The organism is Nocardioides sp. (assembly GCF_030655615.1).
Lineage (GTDB): Bacteria > Actinomycetota > Actinomycetes > Propionibacteriales > Nocardioidaceae > Nocardioides.
This window is the reverse complement of sequence record NZ_JAURVJ010000026.1, coordinates 1-17552: the sequence shown is the minus strand read 5'-3', so window position 1 is coordinate 17552 and position 17552 is coordinate 1. Positions and strand designations below refer to the sequence as shown.

17 protein-coding genes and 2 tRNA genes are annotated in these 17552 nt (G+C 72.3%); 13 read left to right on the top strand and 6 right to left on the bottom strand.

Going from position 1 to position 17552, the window contains the following annotated elements; translation table 11 throughout:
• The 7 genes from Q7T52_RS02235 to Q7T52_RS02205 all read left to right on the top strand — a co-directional run.
• Positions 1 to 900: tRNA-dihydrouridine synthase (locus Q7T52_RS02235; protein ID WP_304799101.1), on the top strand; the 900-nt coding region annotated here is incomplete at its 5' end.
• 195 nt (positions 901 to 1095) lie between these two features.
• The gene (locus Q7T52_RS02230) at positions 1096 to 2043 is read left to right on the top strand and encodes a hypothetical protein (RefSeq protein WP_304799100.1); all 948 of its coding nucleotides are present in this window, start codon (positions 1096 to 1098) and stop codon (positions 2041 to 2043) included.
• 261 nt (positions 2044 to 2304) lie between these two features.
• Entirely contained in the window at positions 2305 to 3540 is a 1236-nt protein-coding gene (locus tag Q7T52_RS02225; protein ID WP_304799099.1) for a deoxyguanosinetriphosphate triphosphohydrolase, read from the top strand.
• Between the two features lie 49 nt (positions 3541 to 3589).
• Positions 3590 to 4519, top strand: a complete 930-nt coding sequence (locus tag Q7T52_RS02220; RefSeq protein ID WP_304799097.1) for a 2-hydroxyacid dehydrogenase — start codon at positions 3590 to 3592, stop codon at positions 4517 to 4519.
• Between the two features lie 30 nt (positions 4520 to 4549).
• On the top strand, positions 4550 to 6415 hold the full coding sequence (dnaG, locus tag Q7T52_RS02215; RefSeq protein ID WP_304799096.1) for a DNA primase: 1866 nt from the start codon (positions 4550 to 4552) through the stop codon (positions 6413 to 6415).
• Complete coding sequence (locus Q7T52_RS02210) at positions 6412 to 6894, top strand: hypothetical protein (protein ID WP_304799095.1); 483 nt, start codon at positions 6412 to 6414, stop codon at positions 6892 to 6894. The genes dnaG and Q7T52_RS02210 overlap by 4 nt, the downstream gene beginning before the upstream one ends.
• A 71-nt stretch (positions 6895 to 6965) precedes the next feature.
• Positions 6966 to 7038: transfer RNA gene (locus tag Q7T52_RS02205), tRNA-Asn, on the top strand.
• A 76-nt stretch (positions 7039 to 7114) separates the two neighbouring features.
• On the opposite strand, the gene Q7T52_RS02200 is transcribed toward Q7T52_RS02205, so the two are convergent.
• The gene (locus Q7T52_RS02200) at positions 7115 to 7552 is read right to left on the bottom strand and encodes a VOC family protein (protein WP_304799094.1); all 438 of its coding nucleotides are present in this window, start codon (positions 7550 to 7552) and stop codon (positions 7115 to 7117) included.
• Positions 7553 to 7591: 39 nt separating this feature from the next.
• Here Q7T52_RS02200 and Q7T52_RS02195 point away from each other — a divergent pair, with 39 nt between their 5' ends.
• Positions 7592 to 7822: a DUF3099 domain-containing protein gene (locus Q7T52_RS02195; protein ID WP_304799093.1), complete on the top strand. Its 231-nt coding sequence runs from the start codon at positions 7592 to 7594 to the stop codon at positions 7820 to 7822.
• Here Q7T52_RS02195 and Q7T52_RS02190 read toward each other — a convergent pair.
• Entirely contained in the window at positions 7819 to 8565 is a 747-nt protein-coding gene (locus tag Q7T52_RS02190; protein ID WP_304799092.1) for a PIG-L deacetylase family protein, read from the bottom strand. The genes Q7T52_RS02195 and Q7T52_RS02190 overlap by 4 nt on opposite strands.
• Before the next feature lie 165 nt (positions 8566 to 8730).
• On the opposite strand from Q7T52_RS02190, the gene Q7T52_RS02185 reads away from it, so the two are divergent.
• The 3 genes from Q7T52_RS02185 (at position 8731) to Q7T52_RS02175 (ending at position 11179) form a co-directional block, all read left to right on the top strand.
• Entirely contained in the window at positions 8731 to 10290 is a 1560-nt protein-coding gene (locus tag Q7T52_RS02185; protein WP_304799091.1) for an LCP family protein, read from the top strand.
• A gap of 76 nt (positions 10291 to 10366) precedes the next feature.
• A tRNA-Ile gene (locus Q7T52_RS02180) sits at positions 10367 to 10440 on the top strand.
• An 85-nt stretch (positions 10441 to 10525) separates the two neighbouring features.
• Positions 10526 to 11179 carry a Pr6Pr family membrane protein gene (locus Q7T52_RS02175; RefSeq protein WP_304799089.1) on the top strand — a complete coding sequence of 218 codons (654 nt, stop codon included), beginning with the start codon at positions 10526 to 10528 and terminating at the stop codon, positions 11177 to 11179.
• A 28-nt stretch (positions 11180 to 11207) separates the two neighbouring features.
• Here Q7T52_RS02175 and Q7T52_RS02170 read toward each other — a convergent pair whose 3' ends face one another.
• The 4 genes from Q7T52_RS02170 to Q7T52_RS02155 are packed head-to-tail and all read right to left on the bottom strand — an operon-like array spanning position 11208 to position 14714.
• Complete coding sequence (locus tag Q7T52_RS02170; RefSeq protein WP_304799088.1) at positions 11208 to 12332, bottom strand: hypothetical protein; 1125 nt, start codon at positions 12330 to 12332, stop codon at positions 11208 to 11210.
• A gap of 48 nt (positions 12333 to 12380) precedes the next feature.
• The gene (locus Q7T52_RS02165; RefSeq protein ID WP_304799087.1) at positions 12381 to 12827 is read right to left on the bottom strand and encodes a ribonuclease H; all 447 of its coding nucleotides are present in this window, start codon (positions 12825 to 12827) and stop codon (positions 12381 to 12383) included.
• A gap of 44 nt (positions 12828 to 12871) precedes the next feature.
• Complete coding sequence (locus Q7T52_RS02160) at positions 12872 to 13270, bottom strand: Hpt domain-containing protein (protein ID WP_304799086.1); 399 nt, start codon at positions 13268 to 13270, stop codon at positions 12872 to 12874.
• Position 13271: 1 nt separating this feature from the next.
• On the bottom strand, positions 13272 to 14714 hold the full coding sequence (locus Q7T52_RS02155; RefSeq protein WP_304799085.1) for a serine/threonine-protein kinase: 1443 nt from the start codon (positions 14712 to 14714) through the stop codon (positions 13272 to 13274).
• Positions 14715 to 14809: 95 nt separating this feature from the next.
• Here Q7T52_RS02155 and tyrS point away from each other — a divergent pair, with 95 nt between their 5' ends.
• Both tyrS and Q7T52_RS02145 read left to right on the top strand, forming a co-directional pair.
• Positions 14810 to 16081 (top strand): tyrosine--tRNA ligase, encoded by a 1272-nt coding sequence (gene tyrS / locus Q7T52_RS02150; protein ID WP_304799084.1) that lies wholly within the window; start codon positions 14810 to 14812, stop codon positions 16079 to 16081.
• Position 16082: 1 nt separating this feature from the next.
• Positions 16083 to 17141 (top strand): alpha-hydroxy acid oxidase, encoded by a 1059-nt coding sequence (locus tag Q7T52_RS02145; RefSeq protein ID WP_304799082.1) that lies wholly within the window; start codon positions 16083 to 16085, stop codon positions 17139 to 17141.
• The last annotated feature ends 411 nt before the right edge of the window (positions 17142 to 17552 follow it).

Genomic DNA, 17552 nt, shown 5'->3' with positions numbered 1-17552 from the left:
ACCGACCCCGTCTACGTCGGCAAGGCCGCCGAGATCCTCTGCGGCGAGTACGGCGTCGCCCACATCGACCTCAACTTCGGCTGCCCCGTCCCCAAGGTGACCCGCAAGGGCGGAGGTGGCGCACTGCCCTGGAAGCGCAACCTGCTGGGCCAGATCCTCGAGCACGCGGTCGCCGCGGCCACGCCCTACGACGTCCCGGTGACGATCAAGACCCGCAAGGGCCTCGACGACGACCACCTCACCTACCTCGATGCCGGCCGGATCGCCGAGGAGTCGGGCTGTGCGGCCATCGCGCTGCACGGTCGTACCGTCGTGCAGTCCTACAGCGGCCAGGCCGACTGGGACGCGATCGGCACCCTGGTCGAGCACGTCGACATCCCGGTCCTCGGCAACGGCGACATCTGGGAGGCCTCCGACGCGCTGCGGATGGTCGAGCAGACCGGGGCTGCCGGCGTCGTCGTCGGCCGGGGCTGCCTCGGCCGGCCGTGGCTGTTCCGCGACCTCGCCGCGGCCTTCGCGGGCGACGACGTCAAGACGCTGCCCACCCTCGGCGAGGTCGCCACGATGATGCGTCGCCACGCCGAGCTGCTCTGCGAGCACATGGGGGAGGAGCGCGGCTGCAAGGAGTTTCGCAAGCACGTCGCGTGGTACCTCAAGGGCTTCGCCGCCGGCGGCCACATGCGGCGCTCGCTGGCCCTCGTCTCGACCCTCGCCGACCTCGACGCCCTGCTCGCCGACCTCGACCCCGACGAGGCCTTCCCCGTCTCCGAGCTCGGTACGCCGCGGGGTCGCCAGGGCAGCCCGCGCGGGCGGGTCGTGCTGCCCGAGGGGTGGCTCGACGACACCGACGGCACCGGGTGCGTGCTCCGTGAGGACGCCGGCGAGACCACCGGCGGCTGAGGGCCGGCTGGTTGTCGGGGCTCGGCGGCCGGTCCGGGCCGCTGACCTGCGGTTTTTACCAAGGTGACCCATTGCACTGTCGACCGGCCCGGTAGAGATTCAGCGGGCGATCGTCACCTGTGCTTCACTCGACGCTCGTGCCTGCCGTCACCCGGCGGGCACCGTCCTGTCTTCTACTGCAAAGGATCCAGCGCTGTGGCAAACCATCGCCACAAGCGGGAGACCAATGCCCGCCGGCTCCTCGGAGCCCGTCTTCCCCGGCTGTCGACCGCGACCCTCGCGGCCCCGCTCGCCGTCGTCGCCACCGCCGGTGTCGTGTCCTTCGGTGTCGCCGCCGCCGACGTCAGCCCGGTCGGCCTCGCCGCCGCCGGCGGCGAGAGCACGGTCGTGGGCGACACCGCCGCACCGGCCGCCGACCTCGCCGGGGTGGTCCTCCGCGGACCGACCCTCTCGCGCGGGTCCAACGGCCGCGTCGGTCTCGCGGCCGCCAACGGCGCCCAGGACACGACGGTCGTCGAGAAGACCGCGCCGACCAAGCTCGAGCGCGTCCTGGCCCCGGCCGCCGTCAAGAAGGCCGTCAAGAACGCCACCACCGAGCGCTGGACCACCGAGCCCCTCAACCTGTGGGCCGAGCCCGGCGAGAAGTCCGCCAAGACCGGCGAGGTCGCCGCCGGCGAGCAGGTGCTCGTCACCGGCCGCGAGCTCTTCGGACGCGTCGAGATCGTCTGGGAGAAGACGCAGACCCGCTGGGTGACCGCGGGCTACCTCACCGACCAGGAGCCCTTCACCCTCGGTGGAGCGTGCACCAACGGCACCTCGGTCCCCTCCGGCGTCAGCCCCAACATCGTCAAGGTCCACGACGCGGTCTGCGCCGAGTTCCCCGACATCACCGTCTACGGCACCTTCCGCGGCGACGGCGAGCACTCGCAGGGCCTCGCGGTCGACATCATGGTCTCGGGCTCCGAGGGCCAGGCCGTGGCCGACTTCGTCCGCAAGTACTACGCCGAGCTCGGCGTCAACTACGTCATCTACTCCCAGCACATCTGGTCCGTCCAACGCTCCGGTGAGGGCTGGCGGGGGATGTCGGACCGCGGGTCGACGACCGCCAACCACTACGACCACGTCCACGTCACGACGTACTGAGCTCGTCTAGTCGATCCGTGGCGGCTCGTGGCCCGGTCGTGCTCGGGTAGGGGCGCCCGTGCGTGGTCGGTCCGTCACACTGGCTCCGCCCCAACTCGTGCGATCGAACGAGTTGGGTGGTCGATCGGCCTTTTTTCGGCGCTCAACTCGTGCGATCGAACGAGTTGGGTAGTGGACCGGCCGGGGAATCCGCCGCCAGCCGCACCGCCCCCGCACGAACCCGCCCACGTCCCACCTCGCGCCGTCCCTAGGCTTGCCCGAATGGCTCCTGACGACCTCTACGACGACACCGCCTCCGAGCGGGTCGTCGTCGAGCCGCCGAAGCGCGTCGACGCCCCCGTGCGCACGCCCTACGAGCGCGACCGGGCCCGGGTCGTGCACGCGGCGTCGTCGCGTCGGCTCGCGGCCAAGACCCAGGTCGTCGGGCCCCAGTCCGACGACTTCGTGCGCAACCGGCTGACCCACTCGCTCGAGGTCGCCCAGGTCGCCCGCGACCTGTCCCGCGCGCTCGGCAGCCAGCCCGACATCGCCGAGACCGCCGCCCTCGCCCACGACCTCGGCCACCCCCCGTTCGGCCACAACGGCGAACGCGCGCTGGCCGAGGTCAGCGATGCGTGCGGCGGGTTCGAGGGCAACGCCCAGACGCTCCGGCTGCTGACCCGGCTCGAGGCCAAGACGTTCGACGGCGACCGGTCGGTGGGCCTCAACCTCACCCGGGCCACGCTCGACGCCTGCACCAAGTACCCCTGGGAGCGCGCCCCCGAGGGACCCGACGCCCTCAAGTTCGGCGTCTACGCCGACGACCGGCCGGTCTTCGACTGGATGCGCGGCGACGCGCCACCCCGCGGCCAGTGCCTCGAGGCCCAGGTCATGGACCTCGCCGACGACGTCGCCTACTCCGTCCACGACGTCGAGGACGGCGTCGTCGCCGGCCGCCTCGACCTCACCGCCCTCGACCGCCCGGCGGTCTGGGAGACCCTGCGCCAGTGGTACCTCCCCGGCGCCCGCGACGACGACCTCGACCTCGTGCTCGACGGCCTCTGCGCGGTCGGCAGCTGGCCGACCGCGTCGTACGCCGGCACCCGCCGCCACCTCGCCGCCCTCAAGAACCTCACCAGCGACCTGATCGGCCGGTTCTGCGGCGACGTGCAGCAGGCGACCTTCGCCGCGGGTGACGGCCCCTTCGTGCGCCACCGCGCCGACCTGGTCCTGCCCGAGAAGACGCTGCTCGAGATCGCCGTCCTCAAGGGCATCGCCGCCCACTACGTCATGCAGGCCGTCGACCGCGTCGCCGCCCTCGAGCACCAGCGCGAGCTGCTCACCCAGCTCGTCGCCGTCCTGCTCGACCGCGGGCCCGACGCCCTCGACCGCCAGTACGCCGACGACTGGCGCGCCGCCCCCGACGACGCCGCCCGCCTCCGCGTCGTCGTCGACCAGGTCGCCTCCCTCACCGACGCCTCCGCCGTCGCCCGCCACGCCCGCCTGCAGCCGCGCTGACCCACCCGACCCCGCAGCCGACTCACCCGACCCCCCTAGGCTCGTCGACGTGCCCGACCCGCTCGTGTGGCTCCCGTTCGACCCGGCCGACCTCGGTGACCCACCCGCCGGGCTGCGCTACGAGGTCGTCGACCCGGTCGACGGCGCCGTGCCCGACAGCGTCGGCGACGTGCGCTTCTACGTGCCGCCCTACCGTCTCGGTCCCGAGGTCGCCGCGGTCGTCGACGACATGGCCTCGCTCGAGGTCGTGCAGACGCTGACCGCCGGCGTCGACAACCTGCGCGGACGCCTCCCCGAGGGCGTCACCCTGTGCAGCGGCCGCGGCATCCACGACGCCTCGACCGCCGAGCTCGCGCTGACCCTGGTGCTCGCGTCGCTGCGGGGCATCCCCGACTTCGTCCGCGCCCAGCAGCGCCACGCCTGGGCCGGAGGCTGGCGCCCGTCGCTGGCCGACAGCCGCGTCCTGATCGTCGGGTACGGCGCCATCGGCCGTGCCATCGAGGCGCGCCTCACGCCGTTCGAGGTCGAGGTCGTCCGGGTCGCCCGCTCGGCGCGCGACAGCGAGAGCGGGCCCGTCCACGGCTTCGACGAGCTGCCCGCCCTGCTGCCCGACGCCGACGTCGTCGTGCTCGTCGTACCCCTCACCGACGAGACGCGCGGCCTCGTCGACCGCGACTTCCTGGCCCGGATGAAGCACGGCGCCCTGCTCGCCAACCTGGCCCGCGGACCGGTCGTCGTCACCGACGACCTCGTCGCCGCCCTGCAGGCCCGCCGCGTCACCGCAGTCCTCGACGTGGCCGATCCCGAGCCCCTCCCGGCCGACCACCCGCTCTGGGACGCGCCGGGTCTCCTGGTCACCCCGCACGTCGGCGGGATGACCAGCGCGATGTGGCCACGGGCCCACCGCCTGGTGCGCCACCAGCTGCACCGGTGGGCCGCCGGCGAGGTTCTCCACAACCGGATGGCGGGCGCCTACTGAGCGGGGGTGGCCGCCCGTAGGATCGCTGACGTGGCAGGCCGGTTTCGCGACGAGGACATCGCAGCAGTTCGCGACAAGGTCCGCATCGACGAGGTGATCGGCGACTACGTCACCCTGCGCAACGCGGGCAGCGGCTCGATGAAGGGCCTGTGTCCCTTCCACGACGAGAAGACACCGTCGTTCAACGTGAGCCCCCAGCGCGGCAGCTACCACTGCTTCGGCTGCCAGAAGGGCGGCGACGTCATCTCCTTCCTCCAGGAGATCGACGGCCTGACGTTCGTCGAGGCCATCGAGCGGCTGGCCGACAAGGCCGGCGTCGAGCTGCGCCGCGAGGACGGCGACGGTCGCGACGACCGCCCCAAGGGTCCGCCCCGCCAGCGCCTGGTCGAGGCCAACCGCGCCGCCCAGGAGTACTACGCCGAGCAGCTGACCGGCCCCGCCGCCGTCGAGGGCCGTCGCTTCCTCCAGGAGCGCGGGTTCGACCAGGCCTCCGCCGAGCACTTCGGGATGGGGTTCGCGCCGCGCGACGGCGAGGCCCTCCTCAAGCACCTGCGTGGCCGCGGCTTCAGTCAGGACGAGGCCGTCGGCGCCGGTCTCGTCGCCGTCGGGCGCTCGGCCTACGACCGCTTCCGCGGCCGGTTGCTCTGGCCGATCCGCGACCCCGGCGGCGCCACGATCGGGTTCGGCGCACGCCGCATCTTCGACGACGACCGCATCGACGCCAAGTACCTCAACACCCCCGAGACCACGCTCTACAAGAAGAGCCAGGTCCTCTACGGCATCGACCTCGCCCGCACCTCCATCGGCAAGACCTCCCAGGCCGTCGTGGTCGAGGGCTACACCGACGTGATGGCCTGCCACCTCGCCGGCGTGACGACGGCCGTCGCCTCCTGCGGCACGGCCTTCGGCGACGACCACACCCGGGTCCTGCGGCGCTTCCTCGACGACCACGACGAGTTCCGCGGCGAGGTCATCTTCACCTTCGACGGCGACGCGGCCGGCCAGAAGGCCGCGCTCAAGGCGTTCGAGGGCGACCAGAAGTTCGTCTCCCAGACCTACGTCGCGGTCCAGCCCGAGGGCCTCGACCCGTGCGACCTGCGCATCCGCGACGGCGACGCCGGGGTCCGCGACCTCGTCGCCCGGCGCCAGCCCCTCTACCGCTTCGTCCTCGGCAACATCATCGGCAAGTACGACCTCGACCGCGCCGACGGCCGCATCGACGCCATGCGCGAGTGCGCCCGGCTCGTCGCCTCGGTCCGCGACCAGTCCAAGGTCGTCGCGTTCGCCCAGGAGATCAGCCGCATGATCGGCGCCGAGATCGACACCAACGTCGTCCTCGGCGAGGTACGCCGAGCAGCCAAGCGTCCCTCGGGCGCCGAGCCCCCGCCGCCCGAGGCCAGCCGTCCGGCCCGGTCGGCCCTGCCCGACCTGCGCGACCCCCGGTTCTCGATCGAGCGCGAGACCCTCAAGCTCGTCCTCCAGCACCCGATGGCGATCGGGCGCACGACCGCCGACATCGGCTCCAACGACTTCACCCACCCGACCTACCGCGGCGTGTGGGAGCTCGTCGAGGCGGCGGGCGGCACGGTCGCCGGCGCCGACGACGACGGCTGGGTCACCCGGCTGCGCGACGCCGCCACCGACCCCGAGGTGGCGTCGGCACTCAACGCCCTGGCCGTCGAGTCGCTGATGAAGGCGCCCGACGCGACCTACGTCTCCCGCTACGTCTTCAAGCTGCTCGAGCTCACCGCCGCCCGCCGCATCGCCGAGCTCAAGGCCCGCCTCCAGCGCACCAACCCGGTCGACCACCCGGCCGACTACAACCGGATGTTCGGCGAGCTCGCCGCCCTCGAGCAGCACCGCCGCACCCTCCGCGACCGGATCACGGGCGCGTGAGGGGCATCGAGCGCCGCCCCGACCTGCCCGTCGGCCCGGGGGAGAAGCTCCTGGCGTGGGCCGAGGCCGCCGACGGCACCGTCATCGGCGGCACCCGCGACGCCTTCTACGGTCCCGACCGCGTGCCGTGGGAACAGGTCGAGGCGGCCGACTGGGACCGCGACACCAGCGTCCTGCGCCTCAGCGAGGTCGGCTCCTGGGGTGACGCCCGCCCCGAGCACGTCTACGACGTCGAGGAGCCGGGACGCCTGGTCCAGCTCATCCGCGAGCGCGTCACCGCCTCGGTCGTCTACCAGCGCCACGTCCCGGTCGACGCCCGACGTGGCCTGCGGGTCATCGCGCGCCGCGCCCCGGGCCTGGCCACGGGCCTCACCTGGGTCTACGAGTACGACGAGGGCGTCGACCCCGACGACCCGCTCGTCCGGCTCGCTGCGAGCCAGGCACTGGTCGCGGCGCGTGACGAGGTCGGCCTCGACTGACGGCCCGTCAGCCGTGGGGCTATCCCGATTCCGTCCGGCCGTCGACACTTGCTAACGTATGGCCCGCACGATCCCCTGTAGCTCAGTTGGCAGAGCGCTTGACTGTTAATCAGGATGTCGTTGGTTCGAGTCCAACCGGGGGAGCAAGACGAAGGTCCGGAACGCACAGGCGGTCCGGACCTTTGTGCGTCTTCACGGCAACTCTCGATGGGGCTGACGCTCAGCGCGGCCGCGTCCACACGAAGAACGTCAGCAGGTTGCCGTCGAGGTCGAGGGCCGCGAACTCCCGCGTGCCCCACTCGGTGTCCACGGGCGCGCCGCCGTCGGTCGGGTGCAGCGCCCCCGCGGCCGCCAGCTCGGCGTGCAGGGCGTCCACCTCCGCAACGTCGGAGCACGAGATGCGGCAGCTGGCCGTGCCCGAGATGAAGTCCTCCGCTCCCGTGCGCACCGGGCAGTCGGCGACGTCCTCGGCGGGGCGCAGCCGCCAGCCCTCGTCGGACGACTGCCACAGATGGATCTCCGCGGCGTCCCTCGCGACGATCGCGAACCCGTTCGGGTCGAGGTGGACGACCTCGAAGCCCAACCGGTCGACGTACGCCTCGACGGCGCGGGCCACCGAGACGACGGGCAGTGCGGGGATGGTGCGGTCGAGCGGCATCGGGGCCTCCGGGTGGGGTGGCGGCGTACGGTCGGACACGTGCAGGAAGCCACGCGCAAGCGAACCTACTTCGCGATGATGGGCACCTGCCTCGTGCTCATCCTGCTCGCCTGGAACGTCGTGCGCCTGTGGAGCACGACCGCCGCCGTGGTGATGAGTGTCGTCGCCGCGGTGCTGCCGCCGGCCGCCGCCATCATCGGCAACCTGGGTGCCCTGGACCGGTCGGCTCCGCCGACCGGCGCCGAGGTGGAGCGCCGGGACCGCGGCTAGTCTCCCCAGCCCATCGGGACGACTTCGAAGGAAGCCGCGAACGCGACGCCCAGCCGCTGTCCGGTCGGCCGCGAGAAGCCCTCGAGCATCTCCCGGGCGTCGAAGTCCTTCCAGCCGAGCCCGTCGAGGTAGGCGCGGTGAGCCTCCAGCGACGCGACCCCCACGTCGAAGGTGGCGGTCGTGTCGACGCCGTGAGTCGCCCGGGGCGAGCCGAACGCCCAGACCTCGCGCACGCCGCCCCACGGCTCGAGACCGTCGGCGCTTCCCAGCTGATCGGCGAACACCCAGCGGTTGCTGGCGTCGCGCACGGCGTCGAGCACGGCGCGTCCGGTGGCGATGTGGTCGGCCTGGTTGAGGGTGCGGCCGCCCCAGGTGTCGCGGAAGTTGCCGGTCACGACCACGTCAGGACGGAAGGCGCGCACGGCCCGCGCGATCGCGGCCCGCAGCGGGACGCCGTACTCGAGGACGCCGTCGGGCAGACCCAGGAACTCGACGTGGTCGACGCCCACCAGCCGCGCCGACTCGACCTGCTCGGCCTCGCGCACGTCCCGGCACTCGTCGGGCGCGAGGCCGTCGATGCCGGCCTCGCCGCTGGTCACCATGCAGTAGCCGACGGTCTTGCCCTGGCCGGTCCAGCGGGCGACCGCGGCGGCGGCGCCGAACTCCATGTCGTCGGGGTGCGCGACGACGCAGAGCGCGCGCTCCCAGGTCTCGTCGAGCGGCTCGAGCGGTTCGGGGTCCATCGCCCCAGCATGCACCTCGCGCCGGGTGCGGGACATCGTGAGGAACGGGACCGATCAGGGTCCCGGTGTTATTTTGTGGCGCCGGTCCGTCCGGCGTGCTTGTCCGTGCCCCGCCACCACACGCTCACCACACGCCACTCGACGCAAGGGACGACCACGACCGACATGTCCGACGAGGTGCTCGAGGTCCCCGACGACCGACCCGCCGGCTCCCGGCGCGCCGAGGTGTCCTCGCGCTTCCCGGTGCGGCTGCGCCTCGGGAGTGCTCGCGGCGGCGCTCGCGCCCGGCGTACCCGTCGGCGGGCCAAGAGCCTCGGCAGCACGATCGGACTGACCACGCTCGGCGCCGTGGTGCCCGGGTCGGGCTACCTCGTCGCCGGTCGCCGCTGGCTCGGCGCCGTCGTCCTGGTCGGCTGGCTCGCGACGATCGGAGCGCTCGCCTGGTACTTCGGGCGCGGCGTCGACAACGCGCTCGACTTCGTCTTCAACCCGACCCTCGTCCGGGTGGCCGCGGTGGGCCTCGGCCTCGGGCTGCTGGTGTGGGCGTTCGTCGTGGTCACCAGCCACCGGCTGCTCCGTCCTCGCGAACGGCCGCGGTCGCACACCATCATCGGCAACGTCCTCGTCGGTGTGCTCGTGCTGGCCGGTGCCGCGCCGGTGGTGCGTGCCGCGCAGTACGCCATGGTCACCGCCGACGGCGTCGACCAGGTCTTCGGCGAGAACGTCAAGAGCGCCACCGCGCCGACCGGGATCACGGCCGACGACCCGTGGGCCGGCCAGGACCGGGTCAACATCCTGCTGCTCGGCGGCGACGGCGGCGAGGGGCGCACCGGGGTCCGCACCGACACCGTCATCCTCGCCAGCGTCGAGACCAAGACCGGCAAGACCACGATGTTCAGCCTGCCGCGCAACATGATGTACGCCGAGTTCCCCGAGGACTCACCACTCCACGACATCTACCCCGATGGCTACCAGACCGGCCAGGGCGACCCCGGCTTCGACATGCTCAACGCGATCTACAGCCAGGTGCCCGAGCTCCACCCCGGGATCCTCGGCGAGAGCGACAACGAGGGCGCCGACGCCGTCAAGCAGGCCGTCGAGGGCAGCCTCGGCATCCCCGTCGACTACTACCTGCTGGTCAACCTCAAGGGCTTCCAGACCGTCGTCGACGCGCTCGGCGGCATCACCGTCAACATCAACGAGAAGGTCGCCATCAACGGCGACACCAGCGCCGGGATCCCGCCCACCGGCTACCTCGAGCCCGGCCCCGACCAGCACCTCGACGGCTTCCACGCACTCTGGTTCGCCCGCGGTCGCTACGGCTCCGACGACTACGAGCGGATGGACCGCCAGCGCTGCGCGATCGACGCGATCATCGAGGCGGCCGACCCGTCGGCCCTGTTCACGCGCTACATCGACATCGTCAAGGCCGGCAAGGAGATCGTCTACACCGACATCCCGCGCAAGATCGCGCAGGACTTCGTGTCGCTGCTGCTGCGGGTCAAGGACGGCAAGATCCGCTCGGTCGTCTTCCGGTCCTCGGACAAGTTCTTCTCCGGCGACCCCGACTACGACTACGTGCGCGAGACCGTCCAGAACGCGCTCTACCCGCCCAAGCGCAAGAAGGGTGCGCCCCGGGTGCGCCGCGCCGAGGACCCGGTCGACGTCTGCGCCTACAACCCCGAGTCCGACGACTCCGAGGACGAGGTCTCCGCCTCCGACTGAGGCCCGGGCCTGCGGCGCGCGGCCCGGACGCGCACCTCGACCGGGAGACCGCGACCGCTAGGGTCGCCGAAGACACGGGGCGGTAGCTCAGCCGGTTAGAGCAGAGGACTCATAATCCTTGGGTCGTGGGTTCGAGCCCCACCCGCCCTACGAGACAGGTCTTGTGACACCCCCGCAGCCGCCCCCCGCCTCCGACCGCCGCGCGGCAGACCGGTCCGAGGACGACCGCGCCGCCGTGGCGACCTTCGCCCTCACCGCGGTTGCCGCCGTCGTCGGTGTCGGCCTCGCCCTCTGGGTCGGCTACCACGAGACGCCGGTCCCGGACCCCGACGCCGGCTTCACGACGACCTACGGCCCGGGCTGGGACGGGCTCCTCAACCAGCTCGCCTACTTCACGACGCAGTCGTCGCTGCTGGTCGGCGTCACCAGCCTCCTGCTGGCCCTCCGGCTCGACCGCACCTCGACGGCCTTCCACGTCTGGCGCCTGGCCGGCCTGATCGACATCGTCATCACGGGCGTGGTGTTCAACGCGGTGCTGGCCGGCGACGACGAGCCGATCGGCATCGCAGGGATGTCAGACCTCCTGCTGCACAAGGTCGTGCCGCTGCTGGCCGTCTTCGGGTGGGTCCTCTTCGGCCCTCCGGGCAGCCGCGACCGCCGACGGGTGGGACTCGCCCTCGCGGTGCCGCTGGCCTACATCGCCCTGACGCTCGTCCGGGGCGCCGTCGTGGACTGGTATCCCTACAGCTTCTTCGACGTGGACGCCCACGGCTACGGGTTCGTGCTGGCGATGGTCGGGGCCATCCTCGTCCTCGGCCTCCTGGTCGCCGGCGTGCTCGCCGCCCTCGACGAGCCGCTGTCGCGGTGGAGGGGGGCCCGCCGTTCGTGAACCACCACGCCGACCGCGGCTCGAGCCGTCAGGAGGGCGGCGTCGCTGGCGTCAGGTCACGACCGCGTACGGCGGACTCGACGGCGCGCCGAGCCTTCCGGACACTCAGCTGATCGTCGTCGGGCCGTTCGGGCAGCCGCGTCAGGCTCACCGCGAGCAGGTCGGTGTAGGCGTCCTGGCGCAGCCGCGTCGTCAGCATCTGGGCGGCGCTCTGGCCGCGGGCGAGCAGGCCGGCCACCGCGAACGCACTGACCCCACTGGTCGCGAGCAGCGACGAGGCGACCCCGGGGAAGTCGCGGCCGAGGAGTCCGAAGAAGGCGGTCAGCAGGCCCAGCGCGACCACGGCCAGGCCCGTCTGCGGGCCGAACTGGCGCAGGGCCCGTCCGGCGCCGCGCAGCCCGCTGAGCTTGGCGTACGGCGGCACGAGGGTCGTCGGGTCCTGCCTCAGGACCACCAGCTGGTACCAGGACCGCGACTGGTCGTACAGGCTCTCGGCCAGGTCGTCGACCAGCAGCCAGTCACGGTCCGCGACCACCTCGCCCCACGCGGCCAGGCTGCCCGACACCGCGGGTCCGGTCAGCGCGTTGACGGCACCGGGAGGGAGTCGACCGAGCATCCGCGTCAGCTCGCTGCGCCGGTCGGCGCCGAGCAGGTACGTCGGAGAGTCGCCCCGGGTGCCCGGGTCCGCGTCCCTCCAGAGGTCCCGGGGTCCGAGCGCCCAGTAGCACTCGCCCAGCCCTCGACCCAGCAGGTAGGCGTTGGCGAGCTGCTCGTCCCGCCCGCCGAGGTTGGTCTGGATGGCCCCGTCCCAGTACGCGAGGTGTCCGCCGTTCGCCACCCACAACGCCTCGCCCGCGGCGCCGGGGACGCCCACACCGGCGGCGGCGATCCACGCCAGGTCGTCCTCGAGGTCCCTTCCGTCGGGGTCGCGGACACCGAGCTCTGCCGCCAGCAGTGTCAGCGCCGCACGTGTCTCCGCGGTCGCGACGCCGTTGTCGCGCTGGGAGCGCAGCGGCAGCACGTGCTCCGGTTGCTCCGGCACGTCTCGTCCGTCGGTCCGCGGGCCGTGGGGCCACGTGCGGCCGCGCAGCTCGGCGACGGACCACCCCAGCCGGAGCGCCTGGTTGACCTGGGGGTCGACGGGGTCGGGCACGCACCGACCGTAGTGGCTGGATCCGTCCGTCGCTGGGTGTTGCGGAGGTCAGTCGACCCGGTGGCTGGCCTCGACCGCCAGCCGGTCGACGAGGTCGTTCATGGGGTGGCCGGAGTGGCCCTTGACCCACGCGAAGCCGACGGCGTCGTCGGTGCCGCGACCGGTGACCGCCTGGATCAGCGGCTCCCACAGGTCGCGGTTGGCCACGGGCTGCTTCGCGGTGTTGGTCCAGCCGCGCGCCTGCCACCCGCGCCACCAGCCGTCGCGGAAGCAGTTGACGACGTACGTCGAGTCGCTCACCACGAGCAGCGGGCCGTCGAGCGCCCGGACGGCCTCGAGCGCCGCCTGCACCTCCATCCTCTGGTTGGTGGTGGCGGGCGCGTGGCCCGACGCGTGGTGCTCGGGCGAGGTCGCCCACGCCCAGCCGCCCGGACCCGGGTTGCCGCGGCACGCGCCGTCCGTGAAGACCTCGCGGGCGCCGACCGGCACCGGCATCGCCGCCGGTCGGGGACGTCTGGTTCGCGGCCGGCTGCTCGGGCTCATCCGGCGTACGTCGCCTGGTAGGTCAGCAGCAGCTCGCGGCCCTCGGCCATGGCGGCCTCGAACTCGTCGAGCAGCGGCAGCGCCGGCTCGACCGACCCCGAGTCGGCTGCGATCTCGACCGCGCGGGCCGCCTCGCCGGCTCGCGGGACCCCGAGGTTGAGGGCGCTGCCCGCGATCTTGTGGGAGCGCGCCTTGACGGTCGCGACGTCCCCGGCCTCGGCGGCCTCGCGCACCGCGTCGACCGCTGCGGCGGAGTTGACCTGGAAGTTGGCGATCGCCCGGTCCAGGTAGGTGGTGTCGCCGGGATCGAGGTCGCGCAGCGAGTCGAGCCGCTCGACGTCGAGGCCGTCGATCGGGGCCGTCGCCGGCAGGTCGTTGTGGTCGGGCTGGCTCATGTCAGGCCTCTCCGTCGATCAGCAGCCGGTCGCCGTCCTGGACGAGCTGGAGCGTCACGTCGTCGGTCTGGACGCCCTCACCGCGCTGGTTGAACCGGTAGGTGTAGGTCACCGTGAGAGCCTCCGGGTCGGCGCTCACGGACAGCAGGCGGGGGTTGGACACGTCGCCCCAGAACCCCGAGTAGCCGTCGATCCCGCCGCTCGCCGCCTGGAAGGCCGGCGTCAGCTGCGTGTAGCCCGCCGCGGGATCGCTGCTCGCCGTGCTCAGGTAGTCGGTGATGAAGGCCTCGAGCTCCTCGTCCGTCGGGGCCGCCGGGGTGCTGGTCGGCTCCGTCGTGGGCGGCTCGTCGGGCGACCGGGTGGCCCCCTGCGACGAGGACGGGTCGGCGACGGGCGGGGTGTCGTTCTCCTGCGGATCGTCCATCAGGGACAGCGCCGCGATGACGCAGAGCAGGACGACGACGAGGAGACCGACGACGATCGGCAGCACGGGGCGGCGCCGTCGGCGTGGCGGCTCGACGGGAGCCGGGGGCGGCTCGGGCGCGAGGACCGGCACAGGCTCGGGCTCGACCCGGGTCGGCACCGACCGCAGCTGCTGCGTGCCGTCGGCCGGCACCGGAGCCGGGGGCGCCGCCCGGCGACCGCCCTCCTCCGACGAGACCGCGAGCAGGTCCAGCACTCTGGCGACGTCCTCCATGTTCCAGCGGCGGCGGGGGTCGTGCGCCATGGTCGCCAGCAGCACCGGCGCCATCTCGCCGGCCTCGTCGAGGCGCGGCACCGGCTCGTTGACGATCCTGTAGAGCGCCCCCAGGACGTTGTCGCCCACGTCGTATGGCGGGCGCCCCGACAGCGCGTGATAGAGCGTCGCGCCGAGCGACCACACGTCGCTGGCGGGGGTGGCGAGCTGGCCGGAGGCCACCTCCGGGGAGAGGTACGCCGGCGAGCCGGTCACGAGACCGGTCTGGGTGAGCGAGTTGTCGGTCTCGTTGCGGGCGATGCCGAAGTCGGAGAGCTTCACCTGGCCGTCGTCGCGGACGAGGATGTTGGACGGCTTCACGTCGCGGTGGACCACGTGGTTGGCGTGCGCCGCGGCCAGCGCCGACGCGACCTGGGCGAGGAGTCGCGCCACCTGCTGCTGGGGGAGGGCGCCCTTCTCGCGGACGAGCTCGGCCAGGGTGGTGCCCTCGACGTACTCCATCACCAGGTACTGCACGTCGCCGTCGTCGACCAGGTCGAACACCCCGACGATGTTGGGGTGGTTGAGGCTGGCTGCGATCCGGGCCTCACGCTCGGCCCGCATCAGGTCGGGGCTCGACCCGCCCGGGGCGATGCCGACGCGTTTGAGCGCGACGGCGCGGCCGAGCAGCTCGTCGCGGCCGAGCCACACCGCCCCCATGCCGCCCCGACCGATCTCCCGGTCGAGCGAGTACCTGTCGCCGATCACCCGCAAAACCTACTGTGGCCGGGCCACCGACCCTGCCACGATCTCGGGTGAGGCAGGCTGGACCTCCTCACGTCCCCGATCCGCAAAGGCTCCTCGTGCCCGTCGACCCGACCCTTCTCGACGACCTGCAGTGGCGCGGTCTCGTCGCCCACTCCACCGACCTCGACGCCCTGCGCGAGGCGTTCGGCACCCGGAGCGTGCGGTTCTACGTCGGCTTCGACCCGACGGCACCGAGCCTCCACATGGGCAACCTCGTGCAGATCACCACCGCGCGGCGGCTCCAGGACGCCGGGCACTCGCCCTACCTCCTGGTCGGTGGGGCCACCGGCATGATCGGCGACCCGCGCGACTCGGGCGAGCGCACCCTCAACCCGGCCGAGACGGTCCAGGAGTGGGTCGGGCGCATCCGCCGCCAGATCGAGCCGTTCCTGTCCTTCGAGGGCGACAACGCCGCCACCATGGTCAACAACCTCGACTGGACGGGCGACCTCTCGGTCATCGACTTCCTGCGCGACGTCGGCAAGCACTTCCCGGTCAACCGGATGCTGGCGCGCGACACCGTCAAGCGGCGCCTCGAGTCCGGCATCAGCTACACCGAGTTCAGCTACGTCCTGCTGCAGTCGATGGACTTCCTCGAGCTGCACCGACGCCACGGCCTCGACCTCCAGTTCGGCGGGTCCGACCAGTGGGGCAACATCACCGGCGGCGCCGAGCTGATCCGCCGCGCCACCGGTGACCACGTCCACGCGTTCGCGACGCCCCTGGTGACCAAGGCCGACGGCACCAAGTACGGCAAGACCGAGGGCGGAGCGCTCTGGCTCGACCCCGAGATGCTCTCGCCCTACGCCTTCCACCAGTTCTGGCTCAACGTCGAGGACGAGAAGGTCGGCGAGCTGCTGCGCATCTTCACGTTCCTCACCCGCGCCGAGATCGAGGCCCTCGAGGCCCGTCACGCTGAGAAGCCGTTCCTGCGCGAGGCCCAGAAGGTGCTGGCCGACGCCATCACCACCTTCGTCCACGGTGCCGACGAGACCGAGCAGGCCAAGGCGGCGGCGGTGGCGCTGTTCGGCGGGGGAGACCTCTCGACCCTCAGCCCGGCCACCCTGGGCTCGGCCCTGCGGGAGGCCGGCGTCGTCGCGGTCGACCGGGCCGACGGCTGGCCCATGCTGACCGACCTCTTCGTCACCGCCGGTCTCGTCAAGAGCAAGGGCGAGGCCCGGCGGACCATCTCCGAGGGCGGCGCCTACCTCAACAACCGCCGCGTCGAGGACGCCGAGGCGGTCCTGGCCGCCGACGACCTGATCGGCGGGTCCTGGCTGGTCCTGCGCCGTGGCAAGAAGAGCTTCGCGGGCGTCGAGGTGCACTGAGGTGAGCGACGCGCGCTGGCTGGCCGGGCTCGAGGAGCAGGCCCGCGCGCGCCTGCCCGCTCCCGTGTTCGAGTACGTCGTCCAGGGGGCCCGCGACAGCACCACGGCCGACGCGGCCGCCGCGTCGTGGCGCCGCTGGGTGCTCCACCCGCGGGTGCTCCGCGACGTCACGACGGTCGACGTCTCGACCGACGTGCTGGGTCGCCGTACGGCCGTGCCGTTCGGGGTCGCCCCCTCCACGCTGCAACGGGCCATCCACCCCGACGGCGAGCTGGCCGTGGCCCGTGCGGTCGCAGCCGCCGACGGGCTCCTCGTGGTCTCGAGCAACGCCGGGACGCCGTTCCGCCAGATCGGCGAGACCGGCGTGCGCTGGTGGGTCCAGTCCTACCTGCCGGCCGACCGCACGCTGGCCGAGCCGCTGCTGCACCGTGCCGTCGAGGCCGGCGCCGACGCGGTGGTCCTGACCGTCGACACCCCGGTGGTCGGCACCAAGTACGCCCGCAACCCCGAGGGGACGGTGATCTGGGACGTCGTTGATCCCGCTCTGCTGCGGGTCAACTTCGACCCGGGCTACGACGACGCCCCTGGCTCCGAGAAGGCGCTCGACCTCGGTCCCCACGACCTCGACTGGCTCACGACGACCACAGGTCTGCCCGTGGTGGTCAAGGGAGTGCTGCGCGGTGACGACGCCGCCCGCGCCGTCGACGCAGGCGCGGCTGCCGTCTGGGTGTCCAACCACGGGGGACGCCAGCTCGACCGGGCCGTCAGCACGGCGGCCGCCCTGCCGGGCGTGGTCGCTGCGGTTGCGGGCCGGGTCCAGGTCTACGTCGACGGGGGAGTGCGCTCCGGGCTCGACGTCGCCACCGCCCTCGCCCTCGGTGCCGACACGACGTTCCTCGGGCGGCTGCCGCTCTACGCCCTCGTCGAGGGCGAGCCAGGAGTACGCCGGATGCTCGCCGAGCTGCACGCCCAGACCCTCGAGACGCTGCGCCTGTGCGGGGCCACCCGGGTCGACGACACGCGGGGCCTCATCGATCCGCAACCGTTTGCAGGCCTCTGACCTGCACAAACCCCGATTCGGGGGCCCTGTGGCCCGGGTCACGTCAACTCGATTTGGCGTTGGCGTGGAAGTCCCCTAATGTTCTCTTTGTCGCCAGGGAGCGCCGGGAAGCAAGACCAGTCGGTCGGGCTTCCGGCCCCGAGGTGGCCACCACTTGCTCATCCAACCGGATGATGATCAGATCGTTTGCGATCGGGTCAGAACCCGGAACAGATGCTTGCAGTGGCGCATCGAAGCCTTCGGACCAGACTCTCACGAGCGCGGCCGATGTGCGTCTGATGTTTGAGAACTCAACAGTGTGTCATAGTCGACGAATTAGTTTGATGCTCGTCAATTGTTTATTGGCTGGGTATGGTTTTTTTCGGCAATGATTCTGGCGATAGCTAGTAATCGTTTATTGTCGGGAGTGAA

Excerpts from the sequence above, each read along its gene's own strand:
- Q7T52_RS02225 (WP_304799099.1), top strand. The coding sequence starts at position 2,305 with ATGGCTCCTGACGACCTCTACGACGACACCGCCTCCGAGCGGGTCGTC.
- Q7T52_RS02200 (WP_304799094.1), bottom strand. The coding sequence starts at position 7,552 with ATGCCGCTCGACCGCACCATCCCCGCACTGCCCGTCGTCTCGGTGGCC.
- Q7T52_RS02190 (WP_304799092.1), bottom strand. The coding sequence starts at position 8,565 with ATGGACCCCGAACCGCTCGAGCCGCTCGACGAGACCTGGGAGCGCGCG.
- Q7T52_RS02185 (WP_304799091.1), top strand. The coding sequence starts at position 8,731 with ATGTCCGACGAGGTGCTCGAGGTCCCCGACGACCGACCCGCCGGCTCC.
- Q7T52_RS02165 (WP_304799087.1), bottom strand. The coding sequence starts at position 12,827 with ATGCCGGTGCCGGTCGGCGCCCGCGAGGTCTTCACGGACGGCGCGTGC.
- Q7T52_RS02160 (WP_304799086.1), bottom strand. The coding sequence starts at position 13,270 with ATGAGCCAGCCCGACCACAACGACCTGCCGGCGACGGCCCCGATCGAC.